General features: G+C 44.8%; 13 protein-coding genes and 4 tRNA genes. 6 read left to right on the forward strand and 11 right to left on the reverse strand.

What is annotated here, in order from left to right:
- Positions 1 to 11: 11 nt before the first annotated feature.
- Positions 12 to 2,402: an efflux RND transporter permease subunit gene (locus VIC_RS22665; protein WP_006962709.1), complete on the reverse strand. Its 2,391-nt coding sequence runs from the start codon at positions 2,400 to 2,402 to the stop codon at positions 12 to 14.
- Between the two features lie 181 nt (positions 2,403 to 2,583).
- Positions 2,584 to 3,372, reverse strand: a complete 789-nt coding sequence (locus VIC_RS22670; protein ID WP_006962710.1) for a TetR/AcrR family transcriptional regulator — start codon at positions 3,370 to 3,372, stop codon at positions 2,584 to 2,586.
- Positions 3,373 to 3,568: 196 nt separating this feature from the next.
- On the opposite strand from VIC_RS22670, the gene VIC_RS22675 reads away from it, so the two are divergent.
- Positions 3,569 to 4,693, forward strand: coding sequence for a PQQ-dependent sugar dehydrogenase (locus VIC_RS22675; protein WP_080555966.1), 1,125 nt, complete (start codon positions 3,569 to 3,571; stop codon positions 4,691 to 4,693).
- 30 nt (positions 4,694 to 4,723) lie between these two features.
- Here VIC_RS22675 and VIC_RS22680 read toward each other — a convergent pair whose 3' ends face one another.
- A complete protein-coding gene (locus VIC_RS22680; RefSeq protein WP_006962713.1) occupies positions 4,724 to 5,302 on the reverse strand; it encodes a TetR/AcrR family transcriptional regulator in 579 nt (192 codons plus the stop codon).
- Between the two features lie 135 nt (positions 5,303 to 5,437).
- On the opposite strand from VIC_RS22680, the gene VIC_RS22685 reads away from it, so the two are divergent.
- Complete coding sequence (locus VIC_RS22685) at positions 5,438 to 6,478, forward strand: alkene reductase (protein WP_006962715.1); 1,041 nt, start codon at positions 5,438 to 5,440, stop codon at positions 6,476 to 6,478.
- A 127-nt stretch (positions 6,479 to 6,605) separates the two neighbouring features.
- Here VIC_RS22685 and tnpA read toward each other — a convergent pair whose 3' ends face one another.
- The 8 genes from tnpA to uvrY form a co-directional block, all read right to left on the reverse strand.
- Positions 6,606 to 7,052 (reverse strand): IS200/IS605 family transposase, encoded by a 447-nt coding sequence (tnpA, locus tag VIC_RS22690; protein ID WP_039951144.1) that lies wholly within the window; start codon positions 7,050 to 7,052, stop codon positions 6,606 to 6,608.
- A 156-nt stretch (positions 7,053 to 7,208) separates the two neighbouring features.
- A tRNA-Gly gene (locus VIC_RS22695) sits at positions 7,209 to 7,284 on the reverse strand.
- Positions 7,285 to 7,301: 17 nt separating this feature from the next.
- Positions 7,302 to 7,388 (reverse strand) — tRNA-Leu (locus tag VIC_RS22700).
- A 71-nt stretch (positions 7,389 to 7,459) separates the two neighbouring features.
- A tRNA-Gly gene (locus VIC_RS22705) sits at positions 7,460 to 7,535 on the reverse strand.
- Positions 7,536 to 7,538: 3 nt separating this feature from the next.
- A tRNA-Cys gene (locus VIC_RS22710) sits at positions 7,539 to 7,612 on the reverse strand.
- 236 nt (positions 7,613 to 7,848) lie between these two features.
- The gene (gene pgsA / locus VIC_RS22715; protein WP_006962717.1) at positions 7,849 to 8,406 is read right to left on the reverse strand and encodes a CDP-diacylglycerol--glycerol-3-phosphate 3-phosphatidyltransferase; all 558 of its coding nucleotides are present in this window, start codon (positions 8,404 to 8,406) and stop codon (positions 7,849 to 7,851) included.
- A gap of 78 nt (positions 8,407 to 8,484) precedes the next feature.
- Complete coding sequence (gene uvrC, locus VIC_RS22720; protein ID WP_039952530.1) at positions 8,485 to 10,317, reverse strand: excinuclease ABC subunit UvrC; 1,833 nt, start codon at positions 10,315 to 10,317, stop codon at positions 8,485 to 8,487.
- Positions 10,317 to 10,961 carry a UvrY/SirA/GacA family response regulator transcription factor gene (uvrY, locus tag VIC_RS22725; protein ID WP_006962720.1) on the reverse strand — a complete coding sequence of 215 codons (645 nt, stop codon included), beginning with the start codon at positions 10,959 to 10,961 and terminating at the stop codon, positions 10,317 to 10,319. Before uvrY ends, uvrC begins: the two co-directional genes overlap by 1 nt.
- Positions 10,962 to 11,310: 349 nt before the next feature.
- Between uvrY and VIC_RS22730 the strand changes: the two genes are divergently transcribed.
- From VIC_RS22730 to VIC_RS22745, 4 genes are all read left to right on the forward strand, one after another.
- Positions 11,311 to 11,796, forward strand: a complete 486-nt coding sequence (locus VIC_RS22730) for a DUF3015 domain-containing protein (RefSeq protein ID WP_006962721.1) — start codon at positions 11,311 to 11,313, stop codon at positions 11,794 to 11,796.
- 170 nt (positions 11,797 to 11,966) lie between these two features.
- Positions 11,967 to 13,778 carry an Lnb N-terminal periplasmic domain-containing protein gene (locus VIC_RS22735; protein ID WP_236612202.1) on the forward strand — a complete coding sequence of 604 codons (1,812 nt, stop codon included), beginning with the start codon at positions 11,967 to 11,969 and terminating at the stop codon, positions 13,776 to 13,778.
- 74 nt (positions 13,779 to 13,852) lie between these two features.
- Positions 13,853 to 16,216: a DNA polymerase II gene (locus VIC_RS22740; RefSeq protein WP_006962723.1), complete on the forward strand. Its 2,364-nt coding sequence runs from the start codon at positions 13,853 to 13,855 to the stop codon at positions 16,214 to 16,216.
- 383 nt (positions 16,217 to 16,599) lie between these two features.
- Positions 16,600 to 18,450: a leukocidin family pore-forming toxin gene (locus VIC_RS22745; protein WP_006962725.1), complete on the forward strand. Its 1,851-nt coding sequence runs from the start codon at positions 16,600 to 16,602 to the stop codon at positions 18,448 to 18,450.
- The last annotated feature ends 23 nt before the right edge of the window (positions 18,451 to 18,473 follow it).

Here is an 18,473-nt window from a genome sequence, read left to right on the forward strand (position 1 = left end):
AGTGTATTCCCTTAACTTTGTGTCTGAGGAGCCGTTGTTGGCTGAGTTGAAGTGGCGGCTGATGTCAGTGATTCGTTTTCCTGCGCATAACTCGCGGTATCAAAGCGCATCAACAGCGCTGGTAGGAAAACAAAGTCAACAACAAGAGCAATAAAGATCACCATGGCGCTCAGCTGGCCCATATCTGCATTAAGTCTGAACGTGGACATGGCCAGCACAGTGAACCCTGCAACCAGAACAATGGTGGTGATCCATAGAGCTCGGCCTACAGTGTGAAAGGCGTAGCGAACCGCTTGTTCCGCGTTTTGCCCTTGTTTACGTGCACGTTGATATTTCGAAAGAAAGTGGACCGCATCATCAACAACGATACCCAGTGTCAGCGTGACAACCACAGACAGACCTAGGTTTATCTCGCCAGAGATCAAGGCCCATAAACCAAAGCCAATAACTGCCGGAGCCATGTTAGGTACAATGCTGATCACACCAAGTCGCATTGATCTCAGAGCAAAAATCATCAAAGCTGAAATCAAGATCAGAGTAATAGGCAGTGTCGACAGCATGCTTGCCATATTGGTCTCACCAATGTGTGCAAACATCAGCGATGGGCTTGAAGCCAACACGCCGTACTGCGAGCCGTTCGCCTTAAACCAGTCGTAAATTCGATTCTCTAAATCGACCAGTTCAACACTGCCCAAGTTGTCGATGGTCACCACCAGTTTGATCGACGATTTATCGACATTAATCTGGTTATTAAGATCAAGGCCATATGGCAGTGACATTTCATACAACAGCAAATATTGTGCAGCGAGCTCTCTTTGCAGAGGCAGTTTGTAGTAACTGTCATCATCGCCATGCATGTTTTTGTTCAGGCGTTTATAGACATCGGAAAGCGTGGCGACGTGATCCGTTTCTGGCTGCATACGAAGCCAGTCAGTAAAGTTGCTAATCGTCTGGAGAAAAATAGGATCCGCAATCCCTTGGGACTCATGGGTTTTCACCACAATACTGATGGTTGTCATGCCACTGATGCGCTCTTCCATGAAATCTGCGGCGCGGCGAAAATCATTGCGCGAGTCAAAATACTTCACCGATTCATCGTTCACCTTATTCAGTGGAATCAGTGCAGCAGATACCGCAATGACAACAACAGAAATAGGCAGCAAGGCTTTGCGGTTATTCACTACCCAATCGCCAAGCTTATCCATCGAGTCACTGGTTTTCCCATTATCGGTCTCTTTTCGCTTCACTTTAATTGGTAGCAATTTGAGTAGCGCTGGCAACAAGCTGACTGACAGAAAGCACGCCAACATAACACCAAGCGCTGCCAAGTTACCGAAATCTCTCAATACCGGTGAATCCGACATATTCATCATCAGGAAACCAATCGCTGTAGTCACAGAGGTGATGACGATCGGCATGAAGTTAATCGAAACACTGTGGTCGATCGCGTACTGCTTAGAATGGCCTTTCTGCATGCTCTGACGCATCGTTGCGATAACATGAACGCAGTCTGCTACAGCCAACGTCATCACTAAGGTGGGAATATTGACCGTAGCTGTACTGAGGAACATACCAGCCCAACCCGATAACCCCATGGTTGCGGCGACTGAGCCGATGATCACCACCAGAGTGGCTATCACACTCAGGAAGGAACGCAGCATAATGGTCAAAAATACTAGTATTACCAGCAACATGGCTGGCACTAATGTTGAGCTGTCATCCTGAGCGGCGACCATGAAAGCATGGTTCATTGCAATGATCCCCGCTTTATGGAACTCGACATGAGGATACAACTCACCATATTTGCTTAACAGTTCATCGACTCCGGCAACCACTTCGAGTGCTTCCGTCGTCTCATCAATTTCAGGTAACTGAACAGTGACATTCACCACTGTCACATCGCCTTTTTCAGAGATCAGGGCGTGCTTGACCACAGGTTCAGACAAAGCAATTGCCTTAACCTTTTCGATGCGTTCTGGCGTAAGAGGATAATCTTCCAACAGAAGATCCTCGACAATCAGGTCATCTTCAATGGCTTCGGTATGCTGATAATTGGCAATGGAGTCGACTCGGCTTGAATAAGGTACTAGCCAGGCATCTTGGGTAAGCTGTTGAATCAGTTCTAGAGTTTTTGGCTCAAAAACGTTGCCGCTTTGGGGGGAAATGATGATTGCGATGTTGTCGGATTTGGCGAAAGTGGTTTGTATTTCCTCATAGGCGAGCAGTTGTTGGTTTTTTCCGTCAAAAAAGATGTTGTAGTCACCACGGAAATAAAGATTCTTTCCTCCAAAAGTGGCAGCGGTGACCAGTGCTAATGACAGTAGGAGTACCCAACCGCTAAATCGGGTAGGTAAGGTTAACCACGGATGTGGTTGATTTGGATTAGAGTTGGCTGATTTCATCACACTCTCCGTTTGTGACGTTTCGTCAAAAGTTGTTATTTAAAAACCAGCTAACGCTGGCACTTAAGTAACAAAGCTCGTGTTTGAGTTATTCAAACCTTATCGAGTGTCTTTTTTGACGATTCGTCATTTAGAGAGTCAAATAAAACCCATAACGGGCTTTATTTTAGGCTGAAGCAGATTAGCGTCCGACGGAGTTGAGATATTCGATCTCTTGACTAAATAGCTCCTGCTCTACTCGGCGCCAGGTTTTCTTGTAATCCCACTCACTAGAGAGAGGTTTCCAGTTCAACCCATCTAACAGCATATTCGCATTATGGAGCACTGAGAACGGGTCCTGTAGGCGATTGATACAATGGCTATTGGACGCATTTTGCGTAAGGGCATTTGACCCAAAAGCAATCGACCAATTGGCAAACACTATCGCATCTGAGCTGATACCTGGTGAGAACTTGAGGTCACCACTTTCAACCGCGTAGTTAACCAGTTGATCGGCGCCTTCTATCACTTGCTCTTCCAGCTCATTTAGCTCTTTAACACGTTCTGGCGACGCCTTCTCAAGTACAAAAGGATTTTTCGCCATTAGTGCACACATGGACAAAATCGGCTCCATGCGCGTGTAGATACGATAGCCTACATGCATCGCTATGATTTTTTCCCGTGTACAGCCTTCAAATTCTGCAGCGCGGGCGAATAACACAGCTTCGCTTTTCAGAGAATGAATACAAAGCGCAACAATCGCGTCTTCTTTACTACTAAAGTGATTATAAATCGTACCTTTCGAGTAAGGGCTTGCTGCCGTTAGCTTGTCCATGGTCAGGTTACTCCACCCTTCCTTTTGAACCAGCGCTTTCGCCAGTAGAATCAGCTCTATTTCTCTATCGGCAATGGCCTGTTGTTTCTTGGTTAACCCAAAACCACAACGGACGCCGTCTTTTTTATCACTTTTTTTACAGCTAAAGCCAAACATGATTATTTCGATCCGTACCCGTCTGTTGCTCCTTAACTTTCTAATTGTAACACGAATCATAATATTGCGATAAACCACAATCATGACGATTCGTCATTTTTGACACTTCGTCATAATAGATCATATATCACTCAAATAAAAGATTTATTCGTAGATACATATATAAAAACTATGAATTATTATCGTGCTACACTTTATGCACTTATCTGAACTAGAGAGACATTCCCACGTGTTCAAATACTTAGCTTTACCGCTTGTTACTTTTACATGCTGGACAAGTCCGGCATTGTCAGCGGACTACTCAACAGAAAAAATTGCTTCAGGTTTACTGGTTCCTTGGGGAATGGCGTTTGCCGACGACAACACGTTACTGGTCACCGAACGCAACGGCCATATTCTCTCGGTCGATATCGCTACAGGGAAAAGTACTCAGCTTATGGAAGACCCTGCTGGCCTTTATGCCAACGGTCAGGGAGGGTTGCTCGATATCGCGATGTCCCCTTTCGAACCGAACAAAGCGTATGTGACCTACAGTAAACGCACCGCTAGCGGTTCAGATACCACTCTTGCTACCTTCACATTTTCAGACGGTAAGCTCTCAGACTGGAAAAACATCCTCACAACAACGTCCAATTCCTCGACCAATCGCCACTATGGTAGTCGTGTGACCTTCGATGAGCAGTACCTCTACATGAGTGTTGGTGATCGCGGAGAACGCGATAATGGACAGGACTTAAGTACCCATGCGGGATCGATTCTGAGGTTGAACCCTGACGGTTCAGCAGCCGAAGACAACCCTTTCGTCGAGCAAAAAGGCGCGCAAAAGGAAATCTGGAGCTTTGGTCATCGTAATCCACAAGGCTTGTTTTACGATTCAGCAGCTGGCGCTTTATGGTCGATAGAACATGGCCCAAGAGGCGGCGATGAAATAAATTTTATTCGGGCAGGCTCAAACTATGGCTGGCCAATCACTTCTCACGGTAAAGAATACTGGGGGCCGATTAATGTCGGGGAATCTAAAGAAAAAGAGGGGATCGAGTCACCAATCAAGGTTTATGTTCCTTCCATCGCTCCCTCAAGTTTGCTTTTGTATCGAGGTAAAAACTACCCTGAACTGAACGGTAAGCTTCTCGCACCCGCTTTGAAACTGACCCATATTAATGTCGTCACGCTAAACAAAAACAATCAAGCAGTAGATGAAATTCGAATATTGTCCGAACTTAACGAACGCATTCGCCATGTCATCGTCAGCCCTATGGATGAACTCATCTTTAGTACTGATCAAGGCAATATATACCGCCTTGTTCCAACTCGCAGCTAAGAAAAAAGGCCCGTTATTACGGGCCTTTTCTTAAGCACTGATATGCTCCAGCAGTTCATCCTTGAGCTCACCTAATACCCCAGGTTTTGGCTGAGTGTGAGATAAAGTCCGCATGCCATAGATACCCATGACCAAAAACTGAGCTAACTGAGCTGGCGATTTTTTTTGAGATGCTTGACCCGCCTGCTGCGCCTGGGAAAGCTTCTCTTCAATAGACTGATGCCAGTCTTGAAGCATCATGCTGATAAGATGTTCCACTTCATCATCCTGCTGTGCCATCTCACTGAGTGATTTCTGCAGCAAACAATCTTTGATTTCTTCCGTTTCACACTCTTCGACCACCCAGCTTAGATATTTTTCAAAGCCAGCCATCACTGTTGGTTGAGAGTCAAACAAGGCCTGAAACTCTTGCGATTTATCGTCACGATACTGTTCCAACGCCGCAATCAATAAGCCGCGCTTGTTCTCAAAGGCACAATAGATCGAACCGGGGTGCAGTCCAGTTACCTTTTTTAGGTCTTGCATGCTGGTCTTAGCGTACCCTTTAGCTACAAAAGCATCCATTGCAGAACGTAATACTTTTTTCCGATCAAATTCAGCGCTGCGCATTGGCTCTCTTATCTCAATTATCAATATGGATTGATTCTACTTTATTTTGAACAAGCATTCAAAAAAGTAGTTGAATGCTTGTTCAAATTAGACTAACTTGAATGGGCATTCAAGAAAAACCACAAAGGGAACGTCATGAATAACCTATTTGAACCATTAGCGCTGAACGACACTATTACATTGAACAACAGAATTGTGATGGCACCACTGACTCGTTGTATGGCTGATGACAGCCTAGTTCCAACTCAAGCGATGGTGGATTACTATGCTCGTCGAGCAGATACTGGTTTGATTATTAGTGAAGCGACCATCATTCGCCCAGATGGTCAGGGATATCCAAATACCCCCGGAATATTCAGTCAGGAGCAAATTACTGGCTGGCGTAAGGTGACAGACGCGGTTCATGAGAAAGGCGGTAAGATTTTTGTGCAGTTGTGGCACACGGGCCGTGTTGCGCACCCTCATTTCTTCAATGGAGAATATGTGCTGGCGCCTTCAGCAGTGGCTGTTGAAGGCAGCGTACCCCGCATGCGAGAACTGACCTACACCACGCCTAAGCCAGCGACCCGAGAAGAGATTGAAGAACTTGTTGAAGATTATCGTCAGGCCGCTATTAATGCTCTAGAAGCCGGCTTTGACGGGGTTGAAATCCACGGAGCAAATGGATATCTGATCGACCAGTTCCTGCATTATTCAAGCAATACTCGAGACGATGAATTTGGTGGTTCAGCAGAAAATATGGCGCGCTTCCCGTTGCAAGTCGTCGATGCAATCGTTGATGCCATTGGTAAAGATAGAACAGCGCTACGACTCTCTCCGGGTGCTTACTTCAACATGGAACCAGACAATCGTGATCGTCAGGTTTCAGATTACTTGCTCAAAGCGCTCGAAAGCCGTGATCTAAGCTACCTTCACGTGGGAATTTTTGACGATAGCATGTCATTTGATTACCTAGATGGCACCGTTTCAGAGTATATGCGTTCAAACTACAGTAAGACGTTAATGGGTGTCGGTGGTTTTACACCAGAAACTGGGAATGCGGCGTTGGAGTCTGGCAAATTTGATTTGCTGGCAATTGGTCGTCCATTAATCGCCAACCCTGACTATATCGAAAAAGTAAAATCAGGCTCAGTGTTGACCGAATACTCGGATGAAATGCTTGCCGAGCTTGTATAACCCATTCACGTTTGGTGAGTGAAAAATCAGCGGCTTGTTGCCGCTGATTCCTTATGTAATGAAGATAAGTAAAAATCCACCTGCATAGCAGGTGGCTTTGGTTGGCCCCCTATAAGGGGGCTCACTGCTATTTATCTAACCCTAGAAGCATTTGTCGCTCCTCTTCTTCTTTCCCCACACGATCTTGGTGCCTGACGTATCTACGTATAATTTCCTCGTTCATCCCTACCGAATCAACAAAGTAACCTCGTTGCCAGAACTTATTACCCCAGAGCTTTTTCTTTCTCAAATACGGAAATTTGTTAAACAACCTAATCGCTGTACGACCTTTAACAAACCCCATGTAATTTGAGATACTCATGCTCGGCGGAAGCCTCACGACTAAATGGACATGATCAATTTGGACGTTAAGCTCGACAACCTTGCATTTCTTCATATTGCTGTAAACGTAGATACTTCGATACAGCTCTTTGCCTAAATTTCCTTTCAGAATCTTTAGTCGATATTTAGGTGTCCAAACAATATGATATTGGCACCGATGATAAACGTGTGAAGCGGATTCATATCTGCTCATGTTCGTTATTTCCTTCATTTGTTGGTTGCAAACGAGGACATCTTGAACATGAGCGTTCTTCGGGCAAAGCCCAAAAGAACGATCACCACCTTCTAAAGAAGGTGGTTTAGGGCCAGAAAAAAAAAGCCCTGACCAAATGGTCAGGGCTTCGTAATTTGGAGCGACACACGAGGTTCGAACTCGTGACCTCAACCTTGGCAAGGTTGCGCTCTACCAACTGAGCTAGTGTCGCATAATGCGTTAGTTAGATGGTGCCCCGGGCCGGACTTGAACCGGCACAGCGCGAACGCCGAGGGATTTTAAATCCCTTGTGTCTACCAATTCCACCACCAGGGCACACAAATCTAAATTTGTGATGGAGACACCATCTTTGACATCGACCCATTAGGAATCGCTATCATAAAATTTGGAGCGACACACGAGGTTCGAACTCGTGACCTCAACCTTGGCAAGGTTGCGCTCTACCAACTGAGCTAGTGTCGCAAATGGAGGCGCGTCCCGGAGTCGAACCGAGGTCCACGGATTTGCAATCCGCTGCATAGCCACTCTGCCAACGCGCCTTCGTAACACCAATCGTCTCGCTTATTTCGCTGCGTTCCTCTTGGGTACGGGATGCATTCTACGGATTCGAACTAATGAGTCAACACTATTTTTAATTTTTTGAATCGTTTGTCTAATTAACAGTCAAAAGCTTCTAATTTGATTAATTTACTCTCAAAATTCTTTTGATTTTGACCAAGTTAACTTAAACAAAGTAGATGAGAGGCATAAAAAAACGGGCTATTGCCAGTTTTCTTTAATGATGCTCTTCACTGAGAAGATCGTCTTTGGCTGCCATTAAATACTGTGCCATAGACCAATAGGTCAATACGGTAGCAACATAAAGCGCGGCGTAACCTAACCAAATCATCCAGTCATCATAACGCCAGATAAGCACCCATAAAGCAAACATTTGGCTAAGCGTTTTTACTTTACCTACCCATGAAACTGCCACACTGGCACGTTTACCGATTTCTGCCATCCATTCACGCAATGCAGAAATAATGATTTCTCGAGCAATCATAGTCACAGCAGGAATTGTTACCCAAATGGAGTGGTAGTGTTCAGTGACAAGAATCAGAGCGGTCGCGACAAGGACTTTATCAGCAACAGGATCAATAAAAGCACCAAAACGAGAGGTTTGCCCCAACTTTCGCGCTAACATTCCATCTAGCCAGTCCGTGAACCCTGCAACCCAGAACACCATTGCCGCTGCAAAAGGTGCCCAACTGTAAGGAAGATAAAAAACCACGACAAATACTGGAATAAGGAAAAGTCGTAACAAAGATAAAATGTTAGGGATATTTAAACGCATATTTATTGAGGCTCTTATCGTTTGCGTATTGCTCTGTTCACTGCTTAAAAACAGGGCTCTTATGGTGCGGGATTTTTCCTATTGTTTCAATGCTTGATAAATGTTTTCTGCCAAAGAAACACTAATCCCAGGGACTTTGGCGATTTCTTCAACGCTAGCACGTTGAAGTTCCTGTAATCCCCCCATGTATTTGAGCAATGCCTGACGACGTTTCGGCCCCACCCCTTCAATGCCTTCCAAGGCACTGGTTCTTCTTGTTTTTCCACGTTTAGCCCGATGCCCCGCAATGGCATGGTTATGGCTTTCATCACGGATATGTTGCATCAAATGTAGAGCTGGTGCATCACTAGGCAAGTTGAACTCTTCACCGTCTGTGGTAATCAAAGTTTCCAATCCTGGTTTACGCGTCACTCCTTTCGCAATACCAATCAAACGTGGCCGCTTAGGCCAATCTCCCCAGTACTGTGAAATGATTTCAAACGCTCGATTAAGCTGCCCTTTACCACCATCAATAAACACAATATCCGGGATTTTTTCCACATCCAGCTGCTTAGAGTAACGCCTCTCGAGTGCTTGTCCCATCGCGGCGTAATCGTCACCACCGGTAATCCCAGTAATATTGTAGCGACGGTATTCCTGCTTCACTGGCCCTTCTTGATTAAACACAACACAAGAAGCAATCGTACTTTCGCCCATCGTATGCGATATGTCGAAACATTCCATACGAGTGATGATATCCATACCTAAGACTTCCCGTAACTCTTTAAAGCGTTGGGATATCGTCATCTTGTGATTGATTTTGGTAGTAATTGCCGTCAGTGCGTTGGTATTCGACAGCTTAAGGTAGCGCCCACGAGTTCCCGTCGGATTAACATGAAAATTGACTTTACGTCCGGCAATCTCGCCTAAAGCTTCTTGTAATGGCAGCGATTCTTCCATCAGGCCGGAGTTAAGGATGATTCGTGTCGGGATCGTTCGTGCTTCGTTGTGGCTCAGGTAATACTGGCTCAAAAAACTATAAAACACTTCTTCTTGAGTCGTATCATTTGGAATTTTAGGAAAATGGCTACGACTGCCCAAAATCTTACCTTGGCGAATCATCAGAATATGGACACAGGCAATGCCGTTCTCTTGAGCAAAACCCAAAACGTCCATATCATCTTGAGAGTCTTCAGACACAAACTGCTGCTCCTGAACACGTCGTATCGCTTGTATTTGGTCTCTAAACTTTGCCGCGTCTTCAAACTTAAGACTTTTACTAGCCAGCTCCATCTTTTCAACCAAGGTCGTGAGAACTTGCTGATCTTTTCCTTGCAGGAACAAACGAACAAAACCCACCAGCTCGGCATAATCTTCATCGGAGATAATACTGCTAACACATGGCCCCGCACATCGGCCAATTTGGTACATCAGACAAGGCCGAGTTCGATTACTGTAAACCGTATCTTCACATTGTCGAACCGGGAAAATTTTTTGAATTAAGTGCAGCGTTTCCCGAACTGCTCCCGAGTCAGGGTAAGGACCAAAGTATTCACCTTTGCGCTTTTTTGCTCCGCGATGCATAGATAGCCTCGGGTGCTTATGGCCGCTGACAAAAATGTAAGGGTATGACTTGTCATCACGCAGTAATACATTGTATTTGGGTAAATACTGCTTAATGTAGTTGTGTTCAAGTATCAGGGCTTCTGTTTCGGTGTGCGTCACCGTAACATCAATCTTGTCAATATTACTGACTAGAGCTCGTGTTTTTTCGCTGTCTACTTTCTTACGGAAATAGCTAGAAAGACGCTTTTTAAGGTCTTTGGCTTTACCTACGTAAATGACAACAGCCTCGGCGTTATACATTCTGTACACGCCGGGCTGATTAGTAACGGTTTTTAGAAAGGAAGCCGAGTCGAATGTGGCGGTCACTACAATGTCTCAGTGTCTAACATTCCATGGCGGATGGCTAGATGAGTCAACTCTACGTCACCGCTGATGTCCAGCTTATTGAACAAGCGGTAGCGGTAACTGTTGACAGTTTTCGGGCTCAAATTCAACTGCTCTGAAATATCGGTTACCTTCTGCCCTTTGGTGATCATCATCATGATCTGCAATTCACGCTCAGAAAGATCGGCAAAAGGATTTTCCGATGCTGGAGAGAATTGGCTAAGCGCCATCTGCTGAGCAATTTCAGGAGAAATATAACGTTGGCCGCTATTTACAACACGAATTGCGTTGACCATTTCATCTGGCCCCGCACCTTTAGTCAGGTAGCCTGCGGCACCTGCTTGCATCACTTTAGTTGGAAACGGATTTTCCGTATGAACAGTTAAAACGATGATTTTCACATCAGGATTGAACCGCAAGATTTTCTTGGTAGCTTCTAAGCCACCAATACCTGGCATATTCATATCCATCAAAATGACATCGGCATGATTGCTACGACACCATTTTGCTGCGTCTTCACCGCTTTCAGCTTCCCCTGCTACGTTCATTCCACGGACGTCTTCAATAATACGTCGTATCCCTGTGCGAACCAGCTCGTGATCATCTACAAGGAAAACACTTATCAAACTTGTATCTCCACACTTCTTGATTGGCTCTGCACCCACTATTTGTAGTGGATAACAGCATGGCAGCCTATTTTAACTTAAATTACGCTTTTTACTTACTCTGAATATGTGCTCAAACGCAAACTTTAGCAAGTACTTATTTTCATATCTGCTGCTTAGCACGTTAATAACCATGCAATCAATAAGTTAAGTCATACAATGAGGTTATGAGTCAAAAATCGGCATACGCACACACAACACAAGGCTTACCATTGAAAACGAATCTAACTTCACCTATTAATACATAGTGCAGTGCGCATAGTTGCACACTTTAAAGTACATTTTAAATATCATCTTATAAGGATATGTTATGAAAAAGCTTCTAGCAGTGGCAGCCCTAGCAACAACTATTCCTATGTCTAATCTAGCACTTGCTGACAATGATATTGGTTGTGGTTTGGGTACTATGGTATTCGACGGTCAGTCAGGCAAAGTTTCTAAAATTCTAGCTGCTACAACTAACGGCACTTCAGGTAACCAAACTTTTGGTATCACTTTCGGTACTCTAGGTTGTGACGGCACAGGTACAATTTCATCATCTGAAAAGCTAGCCATGTTCATTGATGGCAACATGGACAACCTAGCACGTGATATCGCTAAAGGCGAAGGTGAAACTCTGGCAACACTTTCTGAAGTTTGGGGTATTAATGAAGCTGACAAAGCAGCATTCAACACTCTAGCTCAAGAAAACTTTGCGCAAGTATTCAAATCTGAAAATGTCACTTCTCAAGAAGTATTTGTAAACCTGAACAACGTTGTTGCGGATAACGCACAATTAGCGGGTTACGCTATTTAATCAATGCCCTATTAAAAGGTGCCTTTCTAGGCACCTTTTTCACACCACCCTAAAGCCTCCCTATTATTTGTTGTATCCTGACGCTAAAAGTAGAAGCTCAATCGAACTGTAAGACTGTGTATTAGATGAAGTCCCCTTTGCTAAAAACCTCTTTGTTGTGTGGCTTAAGCTTGAGCCTTTTATTACCTTCAGCATCAATCGCTAGTGAATTCGATGTAGAACAGCTCTCCAAGCACTCATACTGGCATAAGCTCGGCCACTATTTGCCTGCGCTTCTATCTGGATACGAAAGTACCGTCGATAAAAGCGAATTTTTTCTTTCGGAACAAGGAAAGTACTCTCCAAAAGCGGAGCTTGAGGCAACCATCAGTCGGCTTTATTCAGAGGATAAGCAACTTGCATTGGAGACTCAGTGTCAATATCCAGCACGCTATAGTTGGCTTGAACAGCAACAAGGTCGCCAGGCGATATTGAACTGCCCAGAGCTAGAAACTTGGAGCCAAGTCATCGACCCGGCTGGTCTTACGCTTGTTTTCCCAACCGCATTTATGAATAACCCTTCTTCTATGTTTGGTCACACCCTATTGCGTGTCGACGCTAAGGATCAAACCAGACATAAAGAATTGGTCGCATTTGCCATTAATTTTGCTGCTGAGCCAGAAACAGATGACAACCCCGCTCTGTTTGCGATCAAAGGATTGATCGGCAGCTACCCCGGTCGTTACATCGTGATGCCATATTATCGAAAAGTTCGTGAATACAACGACATCGAATCGAGAGATATTTGGGAGTACAAACTTAAACTCAATGAAGAGGAAGTAAATCGGGTTTTATTACACTTATGGGAAATGCAAAGAGCAGAGTTTGATTACTATTTCTTAGACGAAAACTGTTCTTATCAGTTGCTGTCTCTATTGGATGTCGCTCGGGAAGACTTAAGCTTGACCAAAGACTTCTCGATACAGGCAATTCCGTCAGATACAGTTTATGCATTAGCGGAAAGCGGATTATTGGAAGAAACTCAATATCGCGAGGCATTTGGCACCAGATTGCTACATCAAGCCAATGAAGCCGATGAGAAAATCTTCGAGGCTGCTAAAAAAGCGACACAAGGCGAGTACCCGAGTGAAAACGAATTCTCAGATGAAGAACGAGCAGCAATTCTAGAACTCGCCTACGAGTGGTTAAACTTTCAATTGTATGACTCCGGTTTAGAACGAGATCCGACAGCCAAACGGCTAACCAAATTGCTCTATCTGCGCAGCAGAATCAAAGTAGAGTCTCCGTTTACCCCAGTTCCTCAGCCTGACGTTCCACCAGAAAAAGGGCACGCTTCCGCCCGTATCGGACTGAGCTACCAATACTGGGATGAGTTCAGTAATCAAGCCACCATTGAATGGAGAGCGGCGTATCATGATTTGCTTGACTCACAGGATGGCTTCATACCTGGCGCACAGATCAACTTTCTAGATACTCAAGTGAGTATTGATCAGCAAGGCACTTCTCGACTCGATAGGTTTTACTTTATCGACACAATGGCGCTTGCTCCAAGTAATAGAGTATTCGACAGTTGGGCTTGGAATATTCGCACTGGCTTTGATAGACAGCCTCTGTCTAATAAGTTGGCAGGAAGATGGTTTGGACAAGGTGGCTTTGGCAAGGCTTGGGGCTCACCAGACAAGATCCACGTATACACACTCTTTTCAGGTGCAGTCAGTGGCGGCAATCTGACGGAATATGACGCAGTCTCTGGGGTCGGCTTGGAAACGGGAGCAATTTTCCAAGCTGGACGTAATCATAGAATAGGATTACAAGCTCAATATATGGCGCTGATTAACTCTCAGGAAGAGAGCCATGTCGAAATTGATGCAAGCTGGAACTGGAGCTTCAATCGTAATTTTGCTGTGCGAACGCAACTGAGTTATCAAAGTTGGCAGTCTGAGAACATTGGCGCCAGACTGACAGGCTTTATCTATTATTAAGAGAACGCCTGCTTATGCTAAGCTAGTGAAACCAAGCTTCATCCGTTGCTTGGTTTTCATTTAGAGCAGTACAAATGTCCGTCCAACAAGGTTTCCTACTTACTCGCCACGCCAGAGATGTTTCTGGTCAAACTCAGATCGATTTATGGTTATCTACTGATAATGGGCCGGTACAGCTTGTTATACCGGGAGAAAAACCCGTCTTCTTTATTCCTCAAGACGATATCGAACAATGCCAAGCTTTAGTTAGCGAGTTATCCATTCAGGCTGAGATAAAACCTTTGGCGTTGCATAGCTTTGATGATGTAAAACTTGCGGCTTGTTACTGCTTAACCGTTAAAGACGGACAACGGCTAAGTCAGAAATTCAAACATCATGAGATTCTTGTACTCGAAGACGATATACGCCTTGCCGATCGATATTTAATGGAGCGCTTTGTTCAAGGCAGTGTCGAATTTACCGGTCACCCCCAACGCAGGAAAGACTACACTCGCTTTTCAAACGTCAAATGCCGTCAGGGTCACTATACCCCTCAGTTAAAGGTTGTCTCACTCGATATCGAATGTTCAGAGAAAGGCGTTCTTTACTCTATAGGACTCGATAGTCCTATGGACAGCCGTGTCATCATGATTGGAGAACCGCAAGCTGCTGAAACCGCTGTTGAGTGGGTCCAAGACGAGAAACACTTATTGCTCTCACTGATCACGTGGTTTCAGCAATTTGATCCCGATGTCATCGTAGGTTGGAACGTCATTGACTTTGACTTTAGGCTGCTACATAAACGTGCCGAGTGGAATAAAGTCAGATTAGCAATTGGGCGTGCGAATCAGGCGAGTTTTTTCCGCACCTCAAGTAACACTCAACAAGCATTCATATCAATCCCAGGTCGCGTGGTTTTAGATGGTATCGATACGCTAAAAACCGCCACTTATCACTTTCGAAGCTGGTCGCTAGAATCAGTGTCTCAGGAGTTACTCGGAGAGGGTAAACAAATCCACAACGTTCATGATCGAATGGACGAAATCAATTACATGTTCAAAAAGGACAAACCCTCACTTGCAAAGTACAACCTGCAAGATTGTGTTCTGGTCAACAAGATTTTTGCCCACACCCACTTGCTTGAGTTTGCCATCGAACGCTCTAAATTGACTGGTGTTGAACTGGACCGTGTCGGCGGCTCGGTCGCGGCATTTACCAATCTTTACCTGCCACAAATCCATCGTGCTGGGTACATTGCCCCTAACCTACATTCTGAAAACTGGTTGGCTAGCCCAGGGGGCTATGTAATGGACTCCATCCCAAACCTGTATGATTCGGTGTTAGTTCTGGATTTTAAGAGCCTATACCCTTCCATTATCCGTTCATTCCTAATTGACCCAATGGGTTTGATCGAAGGGTTGAAATTGGACGTGGGTAAACAGGAAAACCAAGCTGTTGAAGGATTTCGTGGCGGTCAATTTCATCGTAGTAAACACTTTTTGCCCGAGATGATCGAAAACCTGTGGGCGGCGCGTGATATCGCCAAGAAAAACAACGAAAAGGCCTTCTCACAGGCGATCAAAATCATTATGAACTCCTTCTACGGCGTACTGGGCTCTTCTGGCTGTCGCTTCTTTGATACTCGCTTGGCATCAAGTATCACTATGCGTGGTCACGAAATCATGAAGCAGACGAAAGTACTCATCGAAGAGCAAGGCTATCAAGTGATTTATGGGGATACAGATTCGACGTTTGTTTCTTTGAACGGGCAATTTTCTCAAGAGCAAGCCGATGAGATTGGCCACCAGCTTGTCGAGCATATCAATTCGTGGTGGACGACCCATCTCAAACAAGAGTACGGCCTTACCTCAATCCTCGAACTGGAGTATGAAACCCACTATAAGAAGTTTCTGATGCCAACTATCCGTGGTCAAGAAACAGGATCCAAAAAGCGTTACGCAGGCTTGATTGGCGAAGGCGACAGGGAAAAAATTGTCTTTAAGGGATTGGAAAGTGCTCGCACCGACTGGACTCCGCTCGCTCAGCGCTTTCAGCAAGATCTGTATTCACTGGTTTTCCATGGTAAAGATCCCTCTGACTACGTTCGGGATTTTGTCGAAAGAACCATGGCGGGCGAATTTGATGATGAGCTGGTTTACCAAAAAAGGCTACGCCGGAAGCTACACGAGTATCAGAAAAACGTACCACCACAAGTGCGTGCAGCTCGGTTAGCAGATGAAATCAATGCCCAGTTAGGTCGCCCTTTGCAATACCAAAACAAAGGACGAATTGAATACCTGATTACGATTTCTGGCCCTGAACCCAAAGAATACCTTAAAAGCAACATTGATTATCAGCACTACATTGATAAACAGCTTCAGCCTGTTGCAGAGGCTATCTTGCCATTTATTGGCATCGATTTTTCAACGCTCAGTGAGCCTCAACTCGGTTTGTTCTAACACTGAAGAAACTATATTGAAGGGCGCTGTTATTCCAGATGAGTACACTCCATTTTTACGTATCGATGTTCGCTCTATCGTTCGTACTGCAAGTAGTGATGCGCTCACCTATGAGTTAACCGCCAACGGTGCGAGACACTCGTTCAGAATCAAATATTTGATCATATAACATACATCTTTGCTTGCGATTTTTAACTCATTTTTAACCCCATTTGTACTATTAACGACATGCAGCCACCATTTGAACATTCGGTGCTGCTTAATTCTTTATTTTGACCAAACCTAGCGAATCACACAAATCTTGACTATTCCCGTTAGCAACTTGATTGGTGTCCAGACTGCCTGCGTTCAGGTTTATGTCATCAAATGACAAGAGAGATAGTATGAAAAGAAAGTTCAACCTGCTTCTAATAGCCGTATCAAGCGTTTTGAGTGCCAACATTTGGGCGTCAGAATTTGACGAGCCTGCTGGAGCAGCCATTAATATTCTCAGTGCCTTACAAGATTCAAGTGCGGTGATTTACATCAATGCTGAGAATCTCGTCAGCGGAAACAGCACACCACCAACATTATCCCATGTAAAAACTCAGGTGTTGGTGGAGAACAAACGCTATTTGATCGACTTTAGTAACATAGAACATGAGACTGAAAAAAACATTGCTCGAGCCAAACTCCGCAGAAGCTTGGGATTATTGACTCTCGGAGATATGGTAATCATTAGTGAGCACAAAGGTAAACTCCTGTTTAGTCAGTTAGAGAGCTCTGATGACACCAACCTTAAACGTCTTGAATACAAACCTAAACCACGCCGAGTAAAGAAAAGCATCTCCCCTCTTGCAGAGGTGGATAACAGCATACCTAGGGTCGCTTTCTATATCGAGGCGAAACGTACCATCAGTGACGCAGCATGCAATCCTACCTGGAATACTTACCAAGGCCCCGTTAAAAGTACAGGCATGTGTGACAATGCCCATATTTCTTTAATTTATCAGGTGACGCTGCAACGTTCATTGCCATTTGGAACCCAAGGAAGCGCAACGCCCGATGCCAAAATAGTGAGAATTGCAATTGACGATTCAACGACCGGTGCAGGTATTCAACTGAACCAAAACTTCGACAACATTCTGCTTCATACACGCGGTATACCATGGCCTGAGGGCGGCGACGAGCATGAGATGGTGACCACAGCTCTCGCCCAAAGCTATGACTTCAATTTCAATGCTTCAAATGAAAAAGCTCGTATCCTGCGTACCGTGCCTAAAAGCAATTTAAACAAGAACTACACTAACCGTGAGATTTCAACCTTTTCATTCGGTGTGGTCGCGGGAGGTGAGGCAAGTAGTGACGGCGCAAAAGGCAAACTTGAAGCTTCGGCAAACTGGACAGAATCAAAATGGCTATCCTTTGAAACCAATGACTATCGAGTCGATCGCCATTCAAATGGCCCTCAGCATGTAGGTTTCGAGTGGGCAAGGGAGCAATACCCAACCGCGGAATCAGTTATGGTCACCACAATTCATGGCTATACGGCAGGGATAACACTGCCTGTCGATGAAAGTCGTATTAACAAAATGGGGCACGCAAGCTTCCTACCAAAAATGGAAGTCATATACTCTGCAGCCCCTGATGCAACGGGCAACACCAAATTTAATATTGATTCCACTGTCGACATCACTGGATTTAGGTATATGACGAACGTGACGCCGTTCTTCGGAGTACGAACTTACTACGCTAAAGACGACGATCACCAAGTCAATAGCGTCAATAAGAACATTAATTTTGTAGTTGATTGGGACCACCCTGTGTTCACTGGTGGCAGACCAGTGAATCTGCAACTTGGCGGATTCAAGAACAAATGTCTGGCTATCGATACTCAACAGCAGATATCCGCTAAAGAGTGTGATGAATACGATAACCAACAAGCTTTCATCTACAGTCAAGATGGTCATTATATTAGTGCATACAATACAGAATATTGCTTAGACAGTACCGACCTAACTCAAGCTCAATCATGCAACTTTAGCCTCACCCAAAAATGGAGTTGGGAAGAAAAAGCTAACCAAGATAACTTAAAAAGTGCTCACCTCGGCCATTATCTGACATACGATAAACAGACTGAGAAACTAAGTATGACTGCCAGTACGCAATCGGAGGCTAGCCTTAGTACCAAGATGTACACACGATATGTCAATGTTTTTGATGCTTCTACGGTAGAAACCAACTCGTATAAGTAATCAGCCGCATACCTAAAGCGAGA

Origin of the sequence: Vibrio coralliilyticus ATCC BAA-450 (genome assembly GCF_000176135.1) — a bacterium.
Classification (GTDB): domain Bacteria; phylum Pseudomonadota; class Gammaproteobacteria; order Enterobacterales; family Vibrionaceae; genus Vibrio; species Vibrio coralliilyticus.